Origin of the sequence: Luteimonas panaciterrae (genome assembly GCF_020511115.1) — a bacterium.
In the GTDB taxonomy this organism is placed as follows: Bacteria; Pseudomonadota; Gammaproteobacteria; order Xanthomonadales; family Xanthomonadaceae; genus Luteimonas; species Luteimonas panaciterrae.
The window spans coordinates 25,260-50,457 of record NZ_JAJAVH010000014.1 but is presented as its reverse complement, the minus strand read 5'-3'; the positions used below and the strand labels follow the sequence as shown (position 1 = coordinate 50,457).

Genomic DNA, 25,198 nt, shown 5'->3' with positions numbered 1-25,198 from the left:
CGGTCACGTTCGCGGTGGCCACCAGCGACGTCCCCCGCTTAATCGAGGGATATCTATTAGTTGTTGCAGAATCAATCCTGTTTCTTATTCTCTTGAATGTACTTGCTTTGCGTTCACTATTAGGTAGGGCGGTATCGACAGGTCCGTAATATGGCGGGCTTGCTCCATTCGTGGGGGACGGCAGTTGTGGACGTAGATGCAAGTCCCTGAATGAAAGATCAAGCAACACTAAGGCGGCTTTATGCCGCCTTCTGTGTCCATGGGGAACCTTCCTTTCTGCTCGGATTGCTCCCCGTAAGTGTCGAACCGGGTCGTGTGACAGCAGTGGACCTGTACCGATCAAGCAGCAGGGCAGCTGCGGCGGGGCCGACGATGGGCGAGCCGTGACGAACATCCGCAGTCGTCCCGCACTATCTCACTGCAGTCAGGGCGTTTCGGGGGCATATTTGGGGGCAACTTCTGAGATACGAAATGGAGAATCCGCGCAGTTTCTACGTTTTTTGGCGTTATTCGGTAGAGGCTACCCCAAAGGAAGAGCCCGCCACGTGCGGGCTCTTCCTTTTTCGGCACTGGCGAACAGCTACGATCGCCGCATGCACGCCCGTGCCGCCCATCTGATCCGATCGCTGGACCTGGCCCCGCATCCGGAAGGCGGGCATTTCCGGCGCATCCACGCTGCGTCCGCGCAGGTCGAATACGGCGGGTATCCGCGGCCGGCGCTCACGGCGATTCAATATCTGCTGGCGCGCGGCGAATACAGCCACTGGCACCGCGTCGACGCCGAGGAAAGCTGGCACTGGCAGGCGGGCGGTGCCCTGGAACTGCTGCAGTACGATGCTACGACCGCGAAGCTCACCCGCACCCGCCTCGATGCGCTGGCCGAGAACAGCCAACCGCTCGTCATCGTCCCGGCCGGTACCTGGCAGGCGGCCCGGCCATTGAGCGACTACACCCTGGTCGCCTGCACGGTCGCACCGGGCTTCGTCTGGGAGGGATTTGAACTGCTCGATAACGGCAGCGTGCTCGCTCACGAACTCGAACGGCTGGGCGTGCTTCACTTGCACGCGTTTCCCACGCCTTGAGGACGGAACCCGAATGCGTCGAATTCTTTGCGCCTGTCTGGCGGCGGTGTCGCTGGCGCTCACGGCATCGCCGGTCATCGCGCAACAGCCGTTGGCTACTTCGCCGACGACACAGCAACAGCCGCAACAACAGCCGCAAGTCGTCGACATGGACACCGTCGTGGTCTCCGGCGTGCAGCCCGGCCCCGGTTTGTGGAAGGTGTCGAAAGGCGATCATGTCATGTGGATCCTCGGCACGCTGTCGCCATTGCCGAAGCGAATGGAATGGCAGTCGGCCGAGACGGAGCGCGTCGTCGCCGCATCGCAGGAAGTGCTGTCGGCGCCTTATCCGAAGGTCGAAACGGGTATTGGCATGTTCCGCGCGATGTTCATGCTGCCGACCTTGCTCAAGGCGCCGAAGATTCCGGATGACAAGACGCTGCGGGACGTCGTGCCCGCGCAGCAATACGCGCGCTGGCAGGTATTGAAGGCGCGCTACATCGGAAGCGACCGCGGCGTCGAGCGCATGCGGCCCGTGTTCGCGGCGATGGAGCTGTACGAGAAGGCGATCGAAAAATCCGGCATGGTGCAGACAGGCATCGTCTGGCCGGTGGTGAAGAAGGCGGCGAAGAAACACAAGATCAAGATCACCGAGCCCGTGCTCACGATCAAGATCAAGGATGCCAAGAACGCGGTCAAGGAATTCGCCAAGGGCGTGGTGAACGACTCCGATTGTTTCAACAAGACGCTGGATCGCATCGAAGGCGATCTCGGAAACATGGCCGCGCGCGCGAACGCCTGGGCAGTGGGCGATGTCGCCGCGCTGCGCGATCTGCCGTCGCAGAATCAGTTCACGGCCTGCACCGCGGCGCTCACGGAAACGGAAGTGGCGCGCAAGCAGGGCATGCACGACCTGCCCGCGCAGATGCGCGCCGTCTGGCTGAAGACCGCCGAGGCCTCGCTGAGCAACAACACTTCGACTTTCGCGGTGTTGCCGATCAGCCTGATGCTGGCACCGAACGGATATCTCGATGCCTTGCGGGCCAAGGGCTATACGGTGCAGGCGCCCGACGAAGTCGTCGAATAGGGGCGTTCTTTTTCAGCCCGCCATGCTGGCGAGCGTGGGAACGTTTCCTGCCAGCATCGGCCAGCGCGACAGCACGGCGTTGCGGATGCCGGCGGCATCGAGTCCGGCCTCGGCCAGCAGATCCTCGCGACTGGCGTGATGCTGGAAGGCATCCGGCAGTCCGAGATGCAGCACCGGCATCGCGATGCCTTCCGCGTTGAGCAGTTCGGCCACGCCGGAACCGGCGCCGCCCATGACGACGTTGTCTTCCAGCGTGACGAAGCCTTCGTGCGTCCTGGCCAGTTCGAGGATCAGGTCGCGATCCAGCGGCTTGACGAAGCGCATGTTGACCACGGTGAGGCCGAGTTCCTCTCCGATTTTCTCCGCCGCCGGCACGACCGCGCCGAAGGCGAGCAGGGCGATGCGCGAACCGCGCTTGCGCAGTTCCGCCTTGCCGATCGGCAACGTGTCGAGATTCGGGCGGATGGCGACGCCGGGGCCGGTGCCGCGCGGATAGCGCACCGCGGCCGGCCCTTCGAAAACGAAGCCGGTCGAGAGCATCTGCCGGCATTCGTTCTCGTCGCTCGGCGCCATCACCACCATGTTGGGCACGCAGCGCAAATAGGAGAGGTCGAGATTGCCGGCATGCGTGGCGCCGTCCGGGCCGACCACGCCGCCGCGATCGATCGCGAACAGCACATCGAGGTTCTGGATCGCCACGTCGTGCACGAGCTGGTCGTAGCCGCGCTGCAGGAAGGTCGAGTAGATCGCCACCACGGGCTTGGCGCCTTCGCAGGCCATGCCGGCGGCGAGCGTCACTGCGTGCTGTTCGGCGATGGCGACGTCGAAGTAGCGATCCGGATATTCCTTGCTGAAACGCACGAGCCCCGAGCCTTCGCGCATCGCCGGCGTGATGCCGAGCAGCTTCGGATCGGCCGCCGCCATGTCGCAGAGCCAGTCGCTGAAGATGTCGGTGTAGGTGGGTTTCTTGGCGCCGGTCTTGGCGACCACGCCCTGCGTCGGATCGAACGGACCGACGGCGTGATAGCCGATCTGGTCGTCCTCGGCGAGCTCGTAGCCCTTGCCCTTGGTGGTGATGACATGCAGCAGCTGCGGGCCCTTCAACGTCTTCAACGTCTTCAGCGCGCTGACCAGCGCCTTGACGTCATGGCCGTCGATCGGACCGGTGTAATGGAAACCCATTTCCTCGAACAGCGTGGACGGCACGAACATGCCCTTCCAGTGTTCTTCCCAGCGCCGCACGAAGCGCGCTGTGCCGCTGCTGCGCTTGTCGCCGAGCAGCTTCTTGCCGCCCTCGCGGATCGCGTTGAGCGTGCGGCTGCCGGTCATGCGGCCCAGCATCTTGGTCATGCCGCCGACGTTTTCGCTGATCGACATGCGGTTGTCGTTGAGGATCACCAGCATGCTCGGCTCGGGTTCCATGCCGCCGGCATGGTTGAGCGCTTCGTAGACCATGCCGGCCGTCATCGCGCCGTCGCCGATCACCGCCACCACCTTGCGCTCGTTGCCGGCGCGCGCGTTGGCGATCGCCATGCCCAGTGCGGCCGAGATCGAGGTCGATGAGTGGCCGACGCCGAAGGTGTCGTACTCGCTTTCCTCGCGCTTGGGGAACGGCGCCACGCCGTCCTTCTGCTTGACGGTATGGATGGTGTCGCGGCGGCCGGTGAGGATCTTGTGCGGATAGGTCTGATGGCCGACGTCCCAGACGATGCGGTCGTCAGGCGTCTCGTACAGCCAGTGCAGGACGGTGGTCAGCTCGATCACGCCGAGCCCGGCGCCGAAATGGCCGCCGCTCTTGCCGACCGATTCGATCAGATAGGCGCGGAGTTCGTCGGCGATGGCGGGGAGTTCGGCTTCGTCGAACTTGCGCAGGTCGGCCGGGCTGTCGATGCGCGAGAGGCGCGGATAGCGGGCGGAGTCGATCATATTGCCCATTGTCCCTCCCGGCCGGGGGGAGGGGCAAGAAAACGAGCAGACGGGAGGCCGTGCCGTTAAGCCGCGGCGGGTCGGTTGAAGTCGAGGAGTGCGTCGTTGGCGGCGGAGCGCGGCGCCAGCGCGGGCGTTACTGCCGCTTGCGCTTGGGCAGATGGTTCTTCAGGAACGCCATCTGGTCCGCGAGGATGTTGCGGTTGCTCAGAATCAGGTGCTCCACCCAGCTCGGGCGGTACGGAACCGCCAGCAGCGGCATCGAGGCCTGCTGCGGCGTGCGCCCGCCCTTGCGCGAGTTGCAGTGGAAACAGGCCGAGACCACGTTCTCCCAGGTGTCGCGGCCGCCCTGCGAGATCGGTTTGACGTGGTCGCGGGTGAGCATCTGGCGCGGGTAGTCGCGCCCGCAATACAGGCACAGGTGCTGATCGCGCGCGAACAGCGCGGCGTTGGTCAGCGCCGGCGTGGGATCGAGCGCCGAGGGGCGGGCATGCCCGCGCGCGGCGATGATCGGATGCAGTTCCAGGCTGCTACGCTCGCCGGTGACGCGGCAGATGCCGCCGCGCACGGTGAGGCAGGGATCGCCCAGGGTCCAGGCGACCGCGCCGCGGGCGTACAGGCAGGTGGCGTCCTGCCAGCTCATCCAGTCGAGCACACGGCCATGCGCGTCCAGCGAAAGCAGACGCACGGCGTCGAGGCGGGCAGGGGAGCGAGGTGGTAAGGCCGAAGCAAGGTCGGCCGGTTCCGAGAAGGCCCCGGCCCGGATCAGGCGAAGATTCGCTCTGTCAGGCTCCATGGGAGGGATAGCTTATACGCCTTTGTTTACTTTTTGTGTATAGGCGCGGGGAAGCTGGATAGCGGGAAGAGTGTGGCTGGTTGCCGGAGATCCTGTCGCGAATTTCAGTTTCAAATCCGTGCTGGGTGTTTGTGGCTGCAATCGATGTAGGCAGCTCATTGTTGAGGCTTGGAAGGATTGTGTTGCCTTCCATGGCGGTGCGGTAATGGCTTCGGATCGCCCGGGCCTGTCGCCGCGCTGACGGCGCGGCTCCAGATCCATGGCCGGGCATTCGCGACCGCAGCCGGCGCTTGTGGCGCCGGCTAAACGCAGTCGCTCACCCAAACCGTTCGGCATCCATCGCCATCAACGGCGCCGTGCCACTCTCGATCGCCGCCGCATGCGTCAGCGTGCGCGGCAGGATACGGGCGAAGTAGAAGCGCGCGGTCTCGCGCTTGGCATCCTTGAATGCCTGCGACTGCGCGGACGCATCCGCCGCCGCCACGCTGCGCGCCCACCAGTAGGCCAGCGCCACGTAGCCGGAATAGAACAGGTAGTCGTAGGCGGCCGCGCCGATTTCTTCCGCATTGGCCATCGCGCGCTTGCCCACGCCGAGCGTCAGCGTCTGCCATTCGCCGGCTTTCGCGCGCAGCGGCTCGACGAATTCGCGCAACGCCTCGTTGCCTTCGTTGGCCTTGCAGAACTCCTCGATCATGCCGAGGAACACGCGCAGGCCCGCGCCCTGCAGCTGCGCGATCTTGCGTCCCATCAGATCGAGCGCCTGGATGCCGGTGGTGCCTTCGTACAGCGTGGTGATGCGGGCGTCGCGTGCCAGCTGTTCCATGCCGTGCTCGTGGATGTAGCCGTGGCCGCCGAAGCATTGCAGCGAGTGATACGTGGATTCCACGCCCCACTCGGTGAGGCAGGCCTTGACGATGGGCGTGAGGAAGCCGAGCAGGTCGTCGGCCTGCTTGCGCTCGGCCTCGTCGCTGCTGTGGTTGAGGACATCGACCAGCGTTCCGGCGTGATAGCTCAGCGCGCGGCCGCCTTCGGTCAGCGCCTTGCACGTCAGCAGCATGCGCCGCACGTCGGGATGCACGATGATCGGGTCGGCGGGCTTGTCGGGGAATTTCGGGCCGGAGAGCGAACGCATCTGCAGACGGTCGCGCGCGTAGCGCAACGCATTCTGGTAGGCGCGGTCGGCGAGGCCGAGACCCTGCAAGCCGACTCCCAGGCGCGCGGTATTCATCATCGTGAACATCGCCATCAGGCCCTTGTGCGGCTGGCCGATCAGATAACCCTGCGCTTCGTCGAGATTGAGCACGCAGGTCGCCGAACCGTGGATGCCCATCTTGTGCTCGATCGCGCCGCAGCGCACGCCGTTGCGTTCGCCGAGCGTGCCGTCGCGCGCGACGCGCACCTTCGGCACGATGAACAGCGAGATGCCCTTGCTGCCGGCCGGTGCGTCGGGCAGGCGCGCGAGCACGAGGTGGATGATGTTGTCGGTGAGATCGTGCTCGCCCGCGGTGATGAAGATCTTGGTGCCGCTGATCGAGTAGGTACCGTCGGCCTGTGGCACGGCCTTGGTCTTCAGCAGGCCGAGGTCGGTGCCGCAGTGCGGTTCGGTGAGACACATCGTGCCGGTCCACTGACCGCTGATCAGCGGCTTGAGGAAGATGTCCTGCTGCCACGGCTCACCGTGGTGCATCAGCGCGGTGGTGGCGCCGTGCGAGAGCAGCGGGAAATTGCCCCAGGCGAGATTGGCCGCGTCGACCATTTCCTCGAGCGGGATGCCGACCAGGTGCGGCAGACCTTGTCCACCGAATTCCTCCGGCGACACCAGCCCCGACCAGCCGCCTTCGACGAACTGTTCGTAGGCCTGCTTGAAGCCGGGCGGCGTGGTCACCGCGCCGGTGGCCTTGTCGTACTTGCAGCCGATTTCGTCACCGACGCGGTTCAGTGGCGTGAGCACCGTTTCGGCGAAGCGCGCGGACTCCTCGAGCACGGCGTCGACGATGTCGCGCGTGGCCTCGGTCTTGCCAAGGCGTGCGAACAATGCCTCCGCATCGAGCAGGTCGAAGAGGGTGAAGCGGATGTCGTTCAGCGGTGCGTTGTAAGTGGACATGATCGGTCGGGATATCGGAGAAGAGGGGCGAGGATGGCGCCGTGCCGGCGGTGTACGCGACGGCAGTGGCGTGCGGTGTTCTGTTGTGTCAGCGCAACACGCCGGGCAGGCCGGGAACGGGGTTCAAGGTGTTGTTGCGCTTCTTGAGCGTGAAGGTCTGGGATTTCTTTTCCTCGGGCACGGCCTGCAGGGTGCCTTCCAGCGAGTAGGCCACGCCGCGCCTGTCGCTGAGCGCGTCCGCGATGGCGATCCGGGCGAGTGACGAGGGAGTCAGGGAGACGGTCACCACGTCCGCGGACTCAGGGCCGATCGAGATGCCGGCGTTGGCTTGCAGGACGCCGGCGGACTGGTCCTGGAGGGTGAGCGTCAGGTTGATGGCGTCGAAACGCATCGGGATGCTGCTGTAGTTCTGCAGCCGCAGATCCACGGACCAGCTGCCGTCCGCCCGCACGGTGAGTTGCTGGATGCTCGCGGCCGGCTCCGACACGCGCCGGACCGGGCCGCCACCACAGGCCGTCAACAACGACGCGAACACCACGAACACCAGCCAGCGCTTCATACCGGGAGTCCACCTGGGAATGGGATGCGGCGCAGGATACTACGACGATACCGCGACGTATGGGGCGGTTTGGAACACAGTCAGTGAGGGATTGGGCTGGCCGGATGGGTGGGAACGGGCACCAGACTTTTACCGGGGTGAGAGTACGGAGGGCGGGCGATCAGGCCCGTGCGGCTAACCGATCACGCACGCGCTCGAGTGGGCGCGCTCGATCGCGATTCGTTCTCGGGCGAGGCAAGGTGTTGTCGTCGTGATGTGAAAGTCCGCCACAGAACGCGACTGCAAACCTTTGAAGTCGATGACGCATGGCATCGAGACATCCAATGCGAAGCGACATGCGGGTGCGAATCGTCATTCATGATGATTCTTTTTGCTCACGACATGAATTTTTCTCTTGAGTCATGCGGTGAATCGTCGTTCTTCTTTCACCACGTCTTGATTCTCCGTTTGTTGCTGTATCGCACGTGGAAGCATTCAACAGGGGGCCTGGTGTGGAGGGAAATCCGGCCGTTTGGAGCATCGTTTCCGATCGCGATTTCCATCCATAGAGGAAGAAACATGAGCAAACAGACGATTCACGATTCCGCGGGCACGCCCGCGAAACGATCCGAACCTGCCGGAAAAGGATTGGCGCGGACACTCGCATCGTTCGCGCTCGGCATGATGTTGGCCGTGCCCGCCATGGGGCAGGCGCAAGCATCCGGTGGCGATTCGCCGGCGGCAGCCATCGCCGCGCGCACGCAGGCCACACTCGCGGTGCCGGCTTCTCGCAACCAGATCGTCACCAGCAGTGATGGCACCCGCATCGCGGTGTACGAGTACGGTCCGGATGCTTCGGTGGCGCCAACCGTCGTGCTGGTGCACGGCTATCCGGACACGGCCAAGGTTTGGGATCAGGTGGTCGCGCGACTGGCGCCCGGCTATCACGTGGTCACCTACGACACACGCGGTTCGGGCAACAGCGATCATCCTTCGACGCAGGCCGCCTACAAGCTTTCACTGCTGTCGGCGGATCTTGGCGCCGTGCTCGATGCGACGGCCGGTGGCCGCAAGGTGCATCTGGTCGGCCACGACTGGGGCGCCGTGCAGAGTTGGGAATCGGTGGCCAAGACATCGTTCGCCGGCAGGATCGCTTCGTACACCAGCATTTCCGGACCCAGTGTGGATTTGACCGGGCAGGCCTTGCGACGGAATCTGCTCAATCCGCTGCAATGGGGCAACCTCGTCCAGCAGGCGATCGCATCGGCCTACATCGTGTTCTTCAATCTGCCGCTGCTGCCGGAGATCGCGTGGGCGCTGGGACTGCCGGAGGCCTTGCTGCAGTTCACGGTCTTCCTCGAGGGCGGCACGCGTGAACCGTACGCGTCGGGCGACGGCGCCGCGGCGGTGAACCTGTATCGCGCCAACGTGACCGAACGGCTGCTGGCGCCGACCTACGATCGTATCGCGGTCGAGAACGTGCAGATCATCGTTCCCACCCGCGATGCCTACGTCAAGGAATCCACCGCGACGGATCTGGGTTCGGCGGTTCGCTATCCGCTGATCAGGCGCATCGATGCCGGACATTGGGTGGAGCTGTCGCATCCGGATGAGGTCGCGCAGCTGATCGGCGAATTTGCCGACACTCACGAATTCTGACTCTTTCGTTTGCATCAAGTCAGCGGAGATAGTCCGCGCGACTGTTCATTCCGAAGCGACGCCTGACCAGGCGTCGCTTCGTCGAGAGCGGTGATCGGCGCCGCACCAATGGCTTTCCCAAGCAGGCGAACGCGCAAAAAAAAGCCATCCGAAGATGGCATTGGGGAAGAGAAATGAAATCTAGGGCGGCCGCGACCATGAGCGTATTCACGCTAAACGGCAGTGCCCGCGACCAAAGATGGCGCACGGGTCGTGAAAGGGCTGTGAGGTTCGATGACCGGAAGCGACGTTCCGGTCACGTTTTCTAACGCCAGGAGGCGACGGCTTGCGCGAGGCTGTTGGTGCGCCAGCGGCTGAGGCAGTCCTCGCACCGTTCCATCTTGTAGACGGGCTGGTCCTTGACCAGCACGATCCAGACCGTTGGATCGATCAGCGCGCCATCCGCGCGTTTCTGGTTGGCCGGCAGGTTCGCTTGCAGCGTGACGTCTCCGGTCCGCTTGAGGATCGGATGCGCGAGCAGAGGGGCGCCGGTGCATTCGCTGTTGTCGCACAGCAGCACGAAATATTTGCGGTCCTTCTCGAAGTCGCCCACCCGATAGTCGATCGTGACGGACATCGGCCCGCCGCCGTTCACCGGTTCGCCTTCCTCGGGCGTATGGGATTTCACGTGGATGTGGCTGTCTTCCCGATACTTGCCGGTCAGGTAGTAGTCCGCCGCGAGCATGGCGGCGCATCCGGACAGGGGAACGACCAGCGCGGCGAGGAACAGAATCCGGCCGCGGTGGCGAAGCGTACTCATGGCGATGTCTCCTTCAGCCGGTTCGAGCTTAGCTTCACCGCCTGATGCCGTTCAAGCCGCCTTTCGGCACGTTGGCACCGGGAAAAATCCTTGGAACAAAAAACGAACGGCCCGCATGCGCGGGCCGTTCGATGAGACATGCCTCTTTGCTCAGTTCACCGAAACCGCGCTCCAGGCACGTCCGACCGCGGCGTACTCGGCCGAGCCCGTGCCGTACAGATCGCGCGCGGCATTGAGCGTCGCCGTGCGTGCGCCGGGGTAGTTGGTGTTGGAGGTCATGTACACGGTCAGCGCGCGGTACCAGATCCGCATCGCCTTGTCGCGGCCGATGCCGGTCAGGGTGGTGTCGCCATTGCAGACCAGCTGGCTCGCCGTGTAGTTGAAACCGCTCGGCGACACCGCGCCTTCCGCCAGCAGGTAGAAGAAGTGGTTGCCGACGCCGGAGGTGAAGTGCGGATCGTTGGTGCGCTGGCTATCGGCCGGGAAGCCACCCGACGGATAGCAGTTATGGCTTTCGCCATCCGCCGCGCTCGGCAGGAACATGTAGCGCAGTGCCTTCTTGCCATCTGCGTTGCTGCGGTAGATCTTCTCGCCGATCAGGTAGTCGCCCGGATCGTTGGCGTTGTTGATGGAGAACTCCACCATCGTGCCCATGATGTCGGAGCTGGCTTCGTTCAAGCCGCCCGCGTCGCCGGAGTAGGCGAGGTCGGCGGTGGCTTCGGTCACGCCGTGGGTCATCTCGTGACCGGCGACGTCGAGCGCGACGACCGGGTAATAGGTCGAGGTGTCGCCCATGCCGTAGGCCATGAACTTATACGGTGCGCCATACCAGCCGGCATTCACGCCGGTGGTGCCGCCGGTGGACATGCGGAACTTCACGTGGACGATGCTCTTCACGCCGACGCCGTCATCGAAGATGCCGGTGCGGCCGAAGTTGTTCTTGTAGAAATCCCAGGTGGCCGCGACGCCGTAATGCGCGTCGGAGGCTTCGCTCGCCAACACGGACGCGGTGTTGTTGCCCCAGTTGTTGTCGGCATCGGTGAGGATCGCCGCCGAGCTGTAGATCGTGCTGATCTCGCGGCCCTTGCCATCGCGGGTGTTACCGCCGCCGCGGGTCGGATCGACCATCTGGAAACCACTGCTGGTCGAATCGGTGGTGATCGGCACATCGCCCAGGAACAACGTCTGGCCAGTGCCGGTGGCGGCCGCGGTCTTGATGATGTTCCAGCCGTCGAGCACCTTGCCGTTGAGCGCGTCGACGAAGTAACGCATGTCGGCCTCGCCCTGCGTGTCGGAAACGCCGCGCACGCGCACTTCATAGGCCAGCACCGGCTTGGCGCCGCGTGCGTAGATCACCAGTCCGCGGCTGCTGACATCGTCGATGGTGGTGCCGTTGAATGCCGCGCCGGCCGCGATCAGTGCTTCGTCGGCGGAGATGCGCGGCGTCACGCCCGGCCGTGCCGTGTTCTTCAATGTCAGGTTGGCTTTCTCGAAACGCCCGTTGCGCGAATGCACGACGACGTCGCCGCCGATCACGGGCAGGCCGCGATAGCTGCGATTGAAGCGAACGTGCTCGGTGCCGTCGGCATCGATGATGGTGTCCTTGGCGGTGAAGCCGTCCTGATCGGCACGCTGCAACGCCTTGGCGTTGGCGGGAACCTCGATCAGTCCCTTCGCGCGCTGCGTGACGGCGGACAGGGCGTTGGGAGAAGCGGCGAACGAGGACAGCGGCAACGCAAGCGAAGCAAGAATGGCGAGCTTGAGCGGGTGAACTTGCATTTACGGGACCCTGTGATGATGTGATGGGGACAACGGGCCGGTCGAAGCCGGAGTCGTGCCGTCCTTGTCGAATAACGTGCCGGTCAGGCAGCACTCCTGGGCCTTCAGCCGGTCCTCCTCTGTTGAAGAAAGAGGGCGATCGGAAGGGTGGTCGAACTTAGATCGAATTTGTGACGTTCGTCATGTTGCTAAAGCAACAAAACCGCCGGCTACGGGCTATGCAGATTTATAAGTATCTGTATTTAAAAACTTTTATCTGTATCGGCTTCTTTGTCTCACTAACTTGCGAGAATTCCCGCGCACCGGAATGCGCGGGAATGAAAGTGACGTGAATCACATTTCTCTCACTTCCGGGAGATAGATTCATGGACGCCTTCCCCCGTTACCGAGGCACCCATGGAGTTACTGGAGACGCAGAAAGCTGCGGCCTATCTGGTCGGCCGCGCGATCGCTGCCGAAACTGCCGTCAAGACATTGATGGCGGAGCGACACCGGGATGCCGTGACGCTGCGGCAACTGTTGCGCGCCAATCTCGATTACCGGCAGATGCACATGGCCGCCGATTTCGAACGCACCGGCCTGGACGCGGCATTGTTGTCCGTCGCGCAGACTGCCTTCGCGATCACGAAGAAAGCGGCGCTCCAGGCTGTGGTCCGCGGGCGCTACGTCGAGCCGGGCGTCCAAGGGGCATCGCATGCGCAAGCAGTTCGTGCGATTCCCAAGCGACGCAAGAAATCCAGCGCGTGATGCTAGACAGGCATTGCCACGCCACGGAAGAGAGGATGATCCAAACAGCGCCTGTGCGCCGCTTCCGCATCAGCAAGTAGACATAGGCGATTGATCGCGGCGCGATCTTCGCCGCATCGTTTCACTCAGTTCGCGAGCAGGACGTAACCCACGCCACGCACCGTGTTCAACGGCAGCTCCTCGTTGGTCGCCGACAACACTTTTCTCCGCAAGCGGTGGATCAGCATTTCGAGCCGGTGAGGATCGAACTCGTGAATATCCCGCGCGAGCTTGGAGATGATCGTGTCGCGCGCCACGGTCAGACCCGGCGAGGCGGCCAACAGCTCGACGACCAGTCTTTCGGGATGAGTCAGCGGCACCCGTGCTCCGGCGGGAGAGGCCAGGTTCCAGCCGTCCATGTCGAAGCGCCAGCGCGGCGGCAAGATGTCCTCGCGCCGCGTGGTTCGCGGCTGCTCCATCCGTCGCAGCAGGCTGCGCAAAGTGGCGGTGAGCACGTCGATGTCGACCGGCTTGGTGATGTAGGCATCCGCGCCTTCGTCCAGACCGCGGACGCGATCGGTGTTCTTCCGCTTGCGGCCAGAGAGCATCACGATGCCGGCGTCGGTCAAGGCGCGCAGATGCCGGGCCACGGTGAGGCCGTCTTCGTCCGGCAAACCGATGTCCAGGACAAACAATGAAAACTTGCGGGAGAGCATGCTGCGATAGGCTTCGGCCGCGCTCCCGGCGCCCACCACGTTGAAGCCCGCATCCTTCAATCCCGGTATGAGGATGTCGTCACGCATCCCGGGGTCGTCCTCGACCACGAGAATCCATCGTTTGGCGTCGTCGCCCATATTCCCTGCGTCCCCCATGCATACGACAGCCTCGCGCGCGGTGCGCGCAGGCGCTTGAATCACTCGGAACTATTCGCTTACTCCGAAATGCCATGCAGGTCACAACTTGCAAGTTGCTTGACCGCACCTCGTCGGAGCCATCGATCCGGTCCGTTCGAAGACCGCATCCCCGCTTTCATATATAGCAAAAAGATGAGGCGAAAAGATGAGTATTTGTGAGTTTCAGAAAGTTACAGTGCGTGTAGTCCCATGATGCGCCTGCTTAAAGTTCGCATCGGGGGGAAGGCCTTTGCGAGAGCAGGCCTGCAGCAGTCTTAAGCAGTAGATCCGTTGCCTTTTCCCGGGGGCGCGCGCATGCCGGCGCGCTTCGATCGGCCGCCATATCGGGCGGTGAAGCCTGGGAAGCGGTGGAATGAATCGATCGACCTATGACGTCCTAGCCTCGCATCTGCCGCGGGCGCACCTTTTGCTGGGCCAAGTCTTTCGTAGACACGTCTTCCATAGATTCGTCCTTTTCTGTTCTCTGGCGCTGGCCGTCGTCCAGCCGGCGTTCGCGCAGACTTCCGTCGACAACGTGGCGCGGATCGTCAATCCCGTGGGCCTGTCGTGCACGGACGCCGCCACGAATCCGAACTGCGCGCGTAACGACAACGCATTGGTTTCGGTGGCGCCCGCCATTCCGGATTACGACTTTTGTCCCGCCGGCGGCAACAAACCAGTCTTCAGTGTGACCAACGGAGTGCGGATTTCGCGCTACGAACCCGGCGCGAGCAGCGATGCATTCGCGACACAACTCGATTTCACCGTGGCCGGCAACCTCAACGGCTTGATGGTCGATCCGGTGCACAACCGGATACTGTTCGTCTCACGCACGGGCGCGAACACGATCCTGTGGGCTTACGACTCCGGGAACGGCGGCTGGTATCAGGCCACGGCGCCGTTCGCATCGCCCGACTTCGCGCGCGCGGGCATGACGTCCGCCGGCGTCGGTTACATGATCGGTGGCGGTGCGACGCCGGAAGTGTGGCGGGTGACCGCGTCGGCCGGTTTCGGCTACACGGTCCAGAACATCGGCGTTCTGACTTACGACTTCGCGCCCACCAGCAACGGTTCGGGTGACATCGCCTTCGACGGGGAAGGCGCGGGCTGGATGTCCTCGGGACAGGATCTCTACCGGATCGATTTCAGCGCGGGATTGCAGGCAATACGCCAGACGCGCCCGCTGCTCAATGGTTCGCCGAGCACGATCCAGTGGGCGGGCGTGGCGTTCGCCGATGACGGCAAGTTGTACGTGGCCGACAACGGGACTTCGAGCAGCTACTACGCCTACGACCCGAGAACGGGCGTGGTGACGCTGGCGGCGCCGACGACGGCGGTCGCCTCGCGCGATCTGGCTTCGTGCGCGTTCCCCACGCTCGGCGATCCGCAGCTGTCCGTGGCCAAGTCGCTGGCGCAGATCAACGGCGCGCCGGCGGGCAGCGGCGCGAGGGTCGCGCCCGGCGATGTGTTGACGTATGCCATCCAGATCACCAACAGCGGCGGCGCGGTCGCCACGCTGTTCCCGGGTGACGTGGTCGAGACGCTGCCCGCCAATACGAGCGTGGTGACGGCGGCCAACGATTTCACCTGCGCCGGCAGCAATTGTCCCAATACCCTCGCGGTTAACGTCGCGGCGGGGAGCAGCATCACGCTCGATTTCGTGGTGCAGGTAGCCAGTCAGATACCGAATGGCGTCACTTCGATCGACAACGCGGTGCTCGTCGATAACGTGGATTGCGCCGCCGCCGGCAACGATTGCACGGAGACGACGACGTTCGCGCCGAAGATCACGGTCGGCAAGAGCGTGAATCCGGCCAGTGGCACCGCGGTGTCGGTCGGTGACACCTTGACCTACACGCTGACGGTGGATGTGGCCAATGCCGCCACGACCGCCGACGAGGTGTTGACCGACACGCTCGGCACCGGTTTGAGCGTCGGCACGTTGCCGGCCGGCTGCACGGCTGCGGGACAAGTCGTCACCTGCACCCTGGCCGCGGGCGCGAGCATCGGCACGCATACATTCGTCTACACCGCGACGGTGAACGCGAACGCGACGACGTCGGTGAGCAACAGCGTCGTGCCCAGTTCCGGCACCTGCACGACCTGCACGACGACCAATCCGGTCGATCCGACGATCATGGTGAACAAGAGCGTCAATCCCGCCAGCGGCACCGCCGTGTCGCCTGGCGACACGCTGACCTACACATTGACCGTGACCGTGGCCAACGCGACTACGACCACGGCCGAAGTGCTGACCGACACGCTCGGCACCGGCTTGACCGTCGGCACGCTGCCGGCCGGATGCACGTCGGTGGGGCAGGTGATCACCTGCACGCTCGCCGCGGGCAGTGCGATCGGCACCTACAACTTCTCCTACACCGCGACCGTCGGCGCCGCTGCCGAGACATCGGTGAGCAATAGCGTCGTGCCCAGTTCCGGCACCTGCACGACCTGCACGACGACCAATCCGGTCGATCCGACGATCACGGTCAACAAGAGCGTGAATCCCGGCAGCGGCACCGCCGTGTCGGTCGGCGACACGCTGACCTACACGTTGACGGTGACCGTGGCCAACGCCGTCACGACCGCGCCGGAAGTGTTGACCGACACGCTCGGGACAGGCCTGACCATCGGCATGCTGCCGGCCGGATGCACGGCCGCGGGACAGGTTGTCACCTGCACGCTGGCCGCGGGCGCGGGCATCGGTACGCATACATTCGTCTACACCGCGACGGTGGGTGCGAACGCGACGGCGTCGGTGAGCAACAGCGTCGTGCCGAGTGCCGGCAATTGCCAGGCCTGCACGACGACCAATCCGGTCAATCCGACCGTCACCGTCAGCAAGAACGTCAATCCCGCCAGCGGCACCGCCGTGTCGCCTGGCGACACGCTGACCTACACGTTGACGGTGACCGTGGCCAACGCCGTCACGACTGCGCCGGAAGTGTTGACCGACACGCTCGGTAACGGCCTGACCGTCGGCACGCTGCCGGCCGGGTGCACGTCGGCGGGACAGGTGATCACCTGTACGCTCGCCGCCGGCAGCGCGATCGGCACCTATAACTTCTCCTACACCGCGACCGTCAGCGCCACGGCCGAGACATCGGTGAGCAATAGCGTCGTCCCCAGTTCCGGCACCTGCACGACCTGCACGACGACGAACCCGGTCGATCCGACCATCACGGTGAACAAGAGCGTCAATCCCGGCAGCGGCACGGCGGTATCGCCCGGCGACACATTGACGTACACGCTGACGGTGACCGTGGCCAATGCCGCGACGACCGCCGCCGAAGTGCTGACCGATACGCTCGGCAATGGGCTAGTGGCCGGCACCATGCCCGCGGGCTGCACCAACGCCGGTCAGATCATCACCTGCGCCTTGCCTGCGGGTTCGGCAATCGGCACGCACACTTTCACCTACACCGCGACGGTCGATGCGAGCGCGACCACGTCGGTGAGCAACAGCGTGGTGCCGAGCAGCGGCGTCTGCGTGATCTGCACGACGACCAATCCGGTCAATCCGACCATCACCGTCAGCAAGAGCGTGAATCCCGCCAGCGGCACCGCCGTCTCGATCGGAGACACGCTGACCTACACGTTGACGGTGACCGTGGCCAATGCCGTCACGACGACCGCCGAAGTGCTGACCGACACGCTCGGCAACGGCCTGACCATCGGCACGCTGCCGGCCGGCTGCACGTCGGCGGGGCAGGTCATCACTTGTACCCTGGCCGCGGGTTCGGCCATCGGCACGCATACCTTCACCTACACGGCGACGGTCGATGCCGATGCGACGACGTCGGTGAGCAACAACGTCACCGCCAGCACCGGCTCGTGCACGAACTGCACGACGACCAACCCGGTCAATGCGACCGTCACCGTCAACAAGAGCGTGAACCCGGGCAGCGGCACCGTCGTTTCGGTCGGCGACACGCTGACGTACACGCTGACGGTGACCGTCGCCAACGCGGCGACGACCGCCGACGTGGTGTTGACCGATACGCTCGGCACTGGACTGACCGTCGGCACGTTGCCGGCCGGATGTACGGCCGCCGGACGCGTCATCACTTGCACCTTGCCGACAGGCGCGGCGATCGGCACGCATACCTTCACCTACACCGCGACGGTCGATACCAGCGCCACCACGTCGGTGAGCAACAGCGTGGTGCCGAGCAGCGGCACCTGCCAGACCTGCACGACGACCAATCCGGTCGATCCGACCATCACGGTCGGCAAGAGTGTGAACCCGGGCAATGGCACGGCCGTGTCGGTCGGCGATACGTTGACCTACACGTTGATGGTGACCGTGGCGAACGCCGTCACGACAGCCAACGAGGTGCTGACCGACACGCTCGGCGCCGGCCTGATCGTCGGCACGCTGCCGGCCGGCTGCACGGCGGCCGGGCAGGTGATCACCTGCACATTGCCCGCCGGCGCGGCGATCGGCACGCATACTTTCACCTACACCGCGACGGTCGATGCGAGCGCGACCACGTCGGTGAGCAACAGCGTCGTCGCCAGCACCGGTTCCTGCACGAATTGCACCACCACCAACCCGGTCACGCCGACGGTGACGGTGAGCAAGAGCGTGAACCCCGGCAATGGCACGGCAGTATCGCCCGGCGACACACTGACCTACACGCTAACGGTGACCGTGGCCAACGCCGCCACGACGACCGTCGAGGTGCTGACCGACACGCTCGGCGCCGGCCTCACCGTCGGCACGCTGCCCGCCGGTTGCACGGCGTCGGGACAGGTGATCACCTGCACACTGGCGAGCGGCAGCGCGATCGGTACCTACACGTTCGTCTACACCGCCACGGTCGGCACCAACGCGACGACGGCCGTGAGCAACAGCGTCACCGCGAGCAGCGGCACGTGCACGAACTGCACCACCACCAATCCGCTCACCTCGACGGTGACGGTGAGCAAGAGCGCGAACCCCGCCAGCGGCACGGCGGTCTCGGTCGGCGACACGCTGACCTATACGCTGACGGTGACCGTGGCCAATGCCGCCACGACCGCGCCGGAAGTGCTCACGGACACCCTGGGCGACGGCCTCACCATCGGCACGCCGCCCGTAGGCTGCACGGCGGCGGGGCAGGTCATCACCTGCACACTCGCCGCGGGCGCGGCCATCGGCACGCACACCTTCACCTACACGGCGACCGTCGACACCGACGCGACCACCGCGGTGAACAACCGCGTTACCACCAGCACCGGCACGTGCACGAACTGCACGACGACCAATCCGCTCACCTCGACGGTGACGGTGAGCAAGAGCGTGAATCCCGCCAGCGGCACCACCGTTTCGGCCGGCGCCACGCTGACCTACACCTTGACGGTGACCGTGGCCAACGCCGTCACGACGACCGATGCGGTGCTGACCGACACGCTGGGCGACGGTCTGACCGTCGGCACGCTGCCGGCCGGCTGCACATCGACGGGACAGATCATCACCTGCACCCTGGCCGCGGGCGCGGCCATCGGCACGCACACCTTCACGTACACGGCGACCGTCGACGCCGATGCCACCACCGCGGTGAGCAACAGCGTCACCACCAACACCGGCACGTGCACGAACTGCACGACGACCAATCCGGTCGCGCCCAAGCTGACCGTGCGCAAGAGCGCCGACCCGGCCAGCGGCGGCACGGTGCAGGCGAACCAGATCATCACCTACACGGTGACGGTCACGGTCGCGAACGCCGCCACCACCGAAGCGCTGGCGCTGACCGATACGCTCACCGCCGGCCAGACCTTGCAGACGGGCTCGATCCAGGCGCCCGCCGGCGGCGACTGCGAGGCGAACGCGAACGGACTGGTCTGCACGCTGGCCGCCGGCACCGCGCCGGGCAGCTACGCCTTCGTCTACCAGACGCGCGTCGACGCCAACGCGAGCGGCAGCATCGGCAACCAGGTCGTCGCCCAAGGTGGCGGCGGCGAGGAACCCGATTGCACCGGTTGCGGCACCGAGCATCCGATCGCCGAACCGGTGGTCAACATCATCAAGAGCGCCGATCCGAGCGGTGACGCGACCTTGCACGTCGGCGACACGATCCAGTACACGCTGACGGTGAACGTGTCGCGTGCGGCGACCACATCGGAAGTCGTCCTCGAGGACACGCCGGGTGCCGGTCTCACCCTCGGCGCATTGCCAGCGGGCTGCAGCCCCAATGGCGCCGGCCTGCGTTGCGTGCTGCCCAGCGGCACCGTTCCCGGCACGTATACCTTCACCTATCCGGCGACGATCAATCCCAACGCCGGCGGCACGGTGAACAACGCCGTGGTCGCCAACGGCGGTGGTGGTGAGAACTACGAGCCCGAATGCCAGGTCTGCGAGACCGAACACAAGGTGATCGACAGCGCGCAACTGCGCGTGGTCAAGACGAGCAGCGTGCGCGAAGCGCGGATCGGCGATCTGGTGCGCTACACGGTAACGATCGAGAACGTCGGCACGGTCAACGTCACCGGCGCGGCCCTCGTCGACACGCCGCCGGCCGGCTTCACCTACGTCGATGGCTCGCTGTCGGTCGTCGACGGCGACAACGCGGCGACGGTCAGCGGTTACAACCCGATCCGCTTCGAGGGAATCGACATCGAGGCAGGAAAATCGGCGACGCTGATGTATCTGATGCGGATCGGCGCCGGCGTGCGGCCGGGCGTGCTGATCAATCAGGCGCAGGCGATTTCCGAAGGCGGCAGCCCGCTGTCGAACATCGCCACGGCGGAACTGACGCTGGCGGCGGATCCGCTGATCGACGACAGCCTGATCCTGGGCACGGTCTTCGACGACCGCGACGGCGACGGCTGGCAGGACAGCGCCGCGCTCACCGGCGTGCGCGTGCAGGGTGGTTTCGATCCATCGGCCTACGTGCCGGGTTCGACCACGATCGATCGCGGCGCGGGACCGCAGCCGCTGCCCGATGCCAGCGCGCCGCTGCTGCACGGCATTGATCTCGGCGAAATTGGCGCGCGGCAATCGAACGCCGATCCGGCCGAGCGCCGCCAGATCGTGCTGCGCCAGCGGTTGACGCGTCCCGATTTCACCGGCGACTTCGTGCTCGACACCAAGCAGGGCGTGAGCGTGCGCATGGATGCCGCCGGCGCGACCACGCGTTCGCTCGAAGGCGAGGCGGCGAAGGGATTGAACGCCGCGATGCCGGAAGTGGAGCGCCGCATTGCGCAGGGCGAGGGCGGCTACGTGGTGGATTACATCATCCGCAACGTCGGCGTCGACGAGCGCGGCATTCCTGGCGTACGCATCGCTTCGGTCGATGGGCTGCTGGTGGAGACCGATCAGTTCGGCCGCTATCACCTGGCCGGCATTCCGGGTGGCGCGTGGGAGCGCGGGCGCAACTTCATCCTCAAGGTCGATCCGGCGACGTTGCCGCCGGGTACCGAGATCACCACCGACAATCCGCTGGTCCGCCGCATCACGCCCGGACTGCCGGTGCGGTTCGACTTCGGCGCGAAGTTGCCGGTCGAGTCGATCCAGGGCGGCGAACGACGCTTTGAACTCGAATTGGGCGAAGTGATCTTCGCGCCCGGCAGCGCCGAAGTACGCGAACGCTATCTGTCGACGATCGAACAGATCGCCGCGAAGATCGCCGAGTACCACGGTGGCGAGGTGGTGATCGGTGCGGATGGCGAGAGCGAAGGGCTGGCCTTCGACCGCGCCACCGCGGTGAAGACCGCATTGTTGGCGAAGCTGCCACCCGAAACGGCGAAGACGCTGCGCGTGAGCGTGCGCACCACCGTGACCGACCCGGACAGCCTGGTCGCGGGTGTGGACGCAAGTGGTCCGCGACTCGGCACGGTGTTGTTCGACACCGATCGCGAAGCGATCCGGCCGGAATTCGAGCCCTTGCTGGATCGCATCGCCTCGCACCTGGAAAAGGTCGGCGGCGGCACGGTCTCGGTCGTCGGCCACGCCGACGTGCGCGGGGCTGATGCCTACAACCTCGCCTTGGGGATGCGAAGGGCGAAAGCCGTGTACGAAGCGCTCGCGCAACGACTGAGCGCGGAAGTGCGCGCCCGTGTGCGCGTGGAATCCAGCAACGGACCGGCAGCCCCTGCCGGAAGCGGCAAGTGAGGGGCAGGCCATGAAGATCAAGATGAAGCTCCTCGATTACACCCTGATCAGCCTGCTCGCGGGCATGCCACCACTGGCCGCGGCACAGGAGGCGCCAACAACGCCGAAACCCGAGGCGACGTCCAGCACGACGCAGGACGCGCCAGACTGCGCCGGCAACGAATGCAGCTCGGAAGAAGGCCTGATCTTCAAGCTGCGCAGCGTCGGCGAGCGCGATCCGGTGACGAAAGCCGGTGAAGATGCCTCGTCGGCGGTGCTGCAGCCGGATCGTCGCGTCGACATCGGCATGCCGTCGTCGGGCCGCGCCACCGTTGCCGGCAACTTCAATCTGCAGCTGGACAACGGCGGCGTGATCTGGGCCACCGAGGACCCCGCATTGAGCGAGCCAGAGTTGTCGATTTCGGCGCCGGGTTTCGTGGCGTTCGACGGCCGCGCCATTACCAAGCCGGTCCAGTTCTATGTGCGTAGCAACTATTCGTCCTTCATCGAGCGCTACGAACTGAAGATCTATCGCGCCGTCGATACCGATCTGGTCGAGCCGCTGGCCACGGTGCCGCTGGATGTCGCCGCCGTGTCCAATACCGATTGGGACGGCGCGCTGCCGGCCCAGCACCGCTTCCGCGCCGGCGACGAACTGATCTACGTGCTGCGCGCCTACGACAAGGAAGGACATTTCGACGAGACCCAGCCGCGCACGCTGCAGCTGGTGACGCCGGAAGAAGCCGAGCGCGGTGGACGACAAGTGCGCGAGAGCATCGAGAAGTCGCTCGGTACATCGCTGACCATCGATCAGGCACAGAGTCAGGAACTGATCGACGAGGCCTTCTCCGGCAACGGCCTGCGCCAGCAGAACATCCCGATCTACGGCTCACGCATCCGCATCCAGGGCCGCAACCTGCCGCCGGGATACACGCTGCTGATCAACGGCGACAGCTATCCGGTCGATCTGGAACGCAAGTTCGTCGCCGAATACCTGATGCCGGTGGGGAAGCATGATTTCGCGGTCGAGCTGCGCAGCGGCAGTGATGGCCTCGGTGGCAAGCCGGCGGGCGATCCGCAGGGCATCCGTCATACGCTGAGCGTCGACGTCACCGGCCGCTATCTTTTCGGCGTCGGTCTGGCCGACGTGACGGTGTGGCAGAACAAGATCAGCGGCTCGGTCGATCCGTTCACGGTCGACAGCCGCTACGCCGACGACGTGATCAGCGATGGCCGCCTCGCCTTCTACGGCAAGGCCAAGCTCAAGGGCAAATACCTGATTACCGCGCAGGCCGATACCACCGAGCGCGATCTGGAACATCTGTTCGATGGCTTTGGCCAGGCCGATCCGCAGGACATCTTCCGCCGACTCGATCCGGATCTGTACTACCCGGTGTACGGCGACGACTCCACCACCTATCGCGATGTCGACACGATGGGTCGCTTCTACCTGCGCGCCGACTGGGACAAGAACCAGGCGCTGTGGGGCAATTACAACACGGGAATCAGCGGCACCGAATACGGCCAGTATGTGCGCTCGCTGTATGGCGCGGCGCTCAACTGGCGCTCGCGCGGCAGCAACGCCTGGGGCGATCCGGGCACCGAGTTGCGCGTTTTCGGTTCCGAGGCGCAGACCGCGCCCGGCCACAGCGAGTTCATCGGCACCGGCGGCAGTCTGTATTACCTGAAGCATGCCGACCTGCTGCCGGGTTCGGACGTGGTGGTGCTCGAAATCCGCGACATCACCACCGGACGCGTCGAGAACCGGGTGACGCTGCAACGCGGCGCCGATTACGAGATCGACGAACTGCAGGGCCGCGTCCTGCTGACGCGGCCGCTGGCGATCATCACCCGCGAGAACCTGCGCACCATCACGCGCGACACGCCGCTCGATGGTTACGAGCAGCGCCTGATCGCGGATTACGAGTGGGTACCGTCCGGCTTCGACGCCGACGAGATCACCGCCGGTTTTCGTGGGAAGCACTGGTTTGGTGACCACATCGGTGTCGGCGCCACCTACGTCGACGAGAACCGCGCCGGCGAGGATTACACGCTGGCCGCGGGCGACCTCACGTTGCGCGCTGGTCGCGGCACGTACTTGAAGGCTGAGTACAGCCAGACCGAATCATTCAGCGCGCCGGTGTTCTTCTCCGACAACGGCGGCTTCACCTTCACTCAGCTCAATCCGGTCGGTCCGCGCGAAGGCGAGGCGAAGGCGATCGAAGCGCGTGTCAATTTCCGTGAGCTGGGCTGGACCGCGCGTGACATCAGCGCCGGTGCCTGGTGGCGTCGGGTCGGTGCCGGCTATTCGGTCAGCCGTTTCGATCAGGGCTTGGACGTGGAAGAGCAGGGCGTCGAACTGCTCGGCCAGTTCACGCCCAGCTTCGGCCTCTACGCGCGCTACAGCGAAGCCGAGCGTGGTGGCGAATCGCTCGATCAGGCACAGATCACCGGCGAATGGCGCGCCACCGACTTCGACACCTTCACCGCGGAGCTGCGCAGGATCGAGGAAAAGCGATTGACGGGCGACGCGTCCGGCACGCTCGCGGCGTTGCGCTACGCGCACAAGGTCGGCACGGCGCTGGACCTGTACGGCACCGCGCAATTCACCATCGACGAAGAAGGTACCTACGCCGACAACGACGCCTACACCGTCGGCGGCAAATATCTGTTCGGCGATCTGTCCACGGTCGGCGCCGAGGTCACCCACGGCGATCGCGGCGACGCCGCGCAGGTGAACGCCGAATACCGGCTCAATCCCGAGCATTCGGTGTACGGCAACTACACCTATTCGACCGACAGCACGCAATACGATTCCCTGTTCAATCCCACCCGCCAGAATGGATGGACGCTCGGACAGCGCTGGCGGCTGTCGCAGCAGATCAACCTGTTCAACGAAAGCCAGTTCCTGAAGAGCCGGCAGGAATCGGGGCTGGCGCATACCTTCGGCATGGATTTCTATCCGGCGCAGGGTTGGAATCTGGGCTTCACGCTGTCGGACGGCGAGCTGACCAACAGTGACGGCGGTGAAGTCGACCGCCGCGCGGTCAGCATCAGCGGCGGCCGCACTTCACCCGACACCGACTGGCAGAGCAAGCTGGAATGGCGTCGCGATGAAGGCGCCGAGCGGCGGCGGCAGTGGGTGAGCACGAATCGCCTGTTGCACAAGATCAACGAGAGCTGGCGCATCGCGGCACGCTTCAACTATTCCGACACCGACGACGAGATCGATCCGAACGCCGGCGCGAAGTTCATCGAAGGCAACTTCGGGTTCGCCTGGCGACCGTGGAACAGCACGCGTTGGGGCGTGTTCGGTCGCTACACCTATCTGTACGACCTGGCCACGCTGGCGCAGGTCAACGGTGCCACCTACGACCAGAAGTCGCAGATCCTGTCGCTGGAAGGCGTGTACAAGCTGGATCATCACTGGGAGTTCGCCGGAAAGCTGGCGCGACGCGAAGGTGAAGTCCGTTTTGGCCGCGGCACCGGTCCCTGGTTCGACTCGGCCACCACCTTCGTGGCCGGGCAGATTCGTTATGAGCTGCGCCAGAAATGGCATGCGTTGGCCGAATATCGCCGGTTGGACGTCAAGGACGGCGGCGTGCGCCAAGGATGGCTTCTTGGCGTGGATCGCGACCTGGGCCGCAATCTGCGGATCGGTGCCGGCTACAACTTCACTGACTTCAGCGACGACCTGACTGATTTCGACTATGACCACAAAGGTTGGTTTCTCAACTTTGTGGGGAGCTACTGAAT

General features: G+C 64.8%; 13 protein-coding genes. 6 read left to right on the top strand and 7 right to left on the bottom strand.

The features are described 5' to 3' along the window. The first annotated feature begins 593 nt into the window (after positions 1-593). Both LG367_RS15120 and LG367_RS15115 read left to right on the top strand, forming a co-directional pair. A complete protein-coding gene (locus LG367_RS15120; protein ID WP_226470190.1) occupies positions 594-1,082 on the top strand; it encodes a cupin domain-containing protein in 489 nt (162 codons plus the stop codon). Positions 1,083-1,095: 13 nt separating this feature from the next. After that, entirely contained in the window at positions 1,096-2,148 is a 1,053-nt protein-coding gene (locus LG367_RS15115) for a TraB/GumN family protein (RefSeq protein WP_226470101.1), read from the top strand. 12 nt (positions 2,149-2,160) lie between these two features. On the opposite strand, the gene dxs is transcribed toward LG367_RS15115, so the two are convergent. From dxs to LG367_RS15095, 4 genes are all read right to left on the bottom strand, one after another. Next, positions 2,161-4,074 (bottom strand): 1-deoxy-D-xylulose-5-phosphate synthase, encoded by a 1,914-nt coding sequence (gene dxs, locus LG367_RS15110; protein WP_226470100.1) that lies wholly within the window; start codon positions 4,072-4,074, stop codon positions 2,161-2,163. 136 nt (positions 4,075-4,210) lie between these two features. Then, on the bottom strand, positions 4,211-4,870 hold the full coding sequence (locus LG367_RS15105) for an HNH endonuclease (RefSeq protein WP_226470099.1): 660 nt from the start codon (positions 4,868-4,870) through the stop codon (positions 4,211-4,213). Between the two features lie 316 nt (positions 4,871-5,186). After that, a complete protein-coding gene (locus LG367_RS15100) occupies positions 5,187-6,974 on the bottom strand; it encodes an acyl-CoA dehydrogenase C-terminal domain-containing protein (RefSeq protein WP_226470098.1) in 1,788 nt (595 codons plus the stop codon). A gap of 88 nt (positions 6,975-7,062) precedes the next feature. Beyond that, positions 7,063-7,533: an LEA/WHy family protein gene (locus LG367_RS15095; RefSeq protein WP_226470097.1), complete on the bottom strand. Its 471-nt coding sequence runs from the start codon at positions 7,531-7,533 to the stop codon at positions 7,063-7,065. A 558-nt stretch (positions 7,534-8,091) separates the two neighbouring features. On the opposite strand from LG367_RS15095, the gene LG367_RS15090 reads away from it, so the two are divergent. Next, positions 8,092-9,171: an alpha/beta fold hydrolase gene (locus LG367_RS15090; protein WP_226470096.1), complete on the top strand. Its 1,080-nt coding sequence runs from the start codon at positions 8,092-8,094 to the stop codon at positions 9,169-9,171. A gap of 304 nt (positions 9,172-9,475) precedes the next feature. On the opposite strand, the gene LG367_RS15085 is transcribed toward LG367_RS15090, so the two are convergent. Both LG367_RS15085 and LG367_RS15080 read right to left on the bottom strand, forming a co-directional pair. Continuing rightward, a complete protein-coding gene (locus tag LG367_RS15085; RefSeq protein ID WP_226470095.1) occupies positions 9,476-9,970 on the bottom strand; it encodes a hypothetical protein in 495 nt (164 codons plus the stop codon). Between the two features lie 150 nt (positions 9,971-10,120). Beyond that, positions 10,121-11,749 carry a M4 family metallopeptidase gene (locus tag LG367_RS15080; RefSeq protein ID WP_226470094.1) on the bottom strand — a complete coding sequence of 543 codons (1,629 nt, stop codon included), beginning with the start codon at positions 11,747-11,749 and terminating at the stop codon, positions 10,121-10,123. A gap of 396 nt (positions 11,750-12,145) precedes the next feature. On the opposite strand from LG367_RS15080, the gene LG367_RS15075 reads away from it, so the two are divergent. Next, the gene (locus tag LG367_RS15075) at positions 12,146-12,496 is read left to right on the top strand and encodes a hypothetical protein (RefSeq protein WP_226470093.1); all 351 of its coding nucleotides are present in this window, start codon (positions 12,146-12,148) and stop codon (positions 12,494-12,496) included. Between the two features lie 125 nt (positions 12,497-12,621). Here the strand turns inward: LG367_RS15075 and LG367_RS15070 are convergent, their stop codons facing one another. Continuing rightward, positions 12,622-13,329, bottom strand: coding sequence for a response regulator transcription factor (locus LG367_RS15070; RefSeq protein WP_226470092.1), 708 nt, complete (start codon positions 13,327-13,329; stop codon positions 12,622-12,624). A 412-nt stretch (positions 13,330-13,741) separates the two neighbouring features. Here LG367_RS15070 and LG367_RS15065 point away from each other — a divergent pair, with 412 nt between their 5' ends. Together LG367_RS15065 and LG367_RS15060 are read left to right on the top strand one after the other, a co-directional pair. After that, positions 13,742-21,463, top strand: a complete 7,722-nt coding sequence (locus LG367_RS15065) for an isopeptide-forming domain-containing fimbrial protein (protein WP_226470091.1) — start codon at positions 13,742-13,744, stop codon at positions 21,461-21,463. A 10-nt stretch (positions 21,464-21,473) separates the two neighbouring features. Next, positions 21,474-25,196, top strand: coding sequence for a hypothetical protein (locus tag LG367_RS15060; protein ID WP_226470090.1), 3,723 nt, complete (start codon positions 21,474-21,476; stop codon positions 25,194-25,196). Positions 25,197-25,198: the final 2 nt, after the last annotated feature.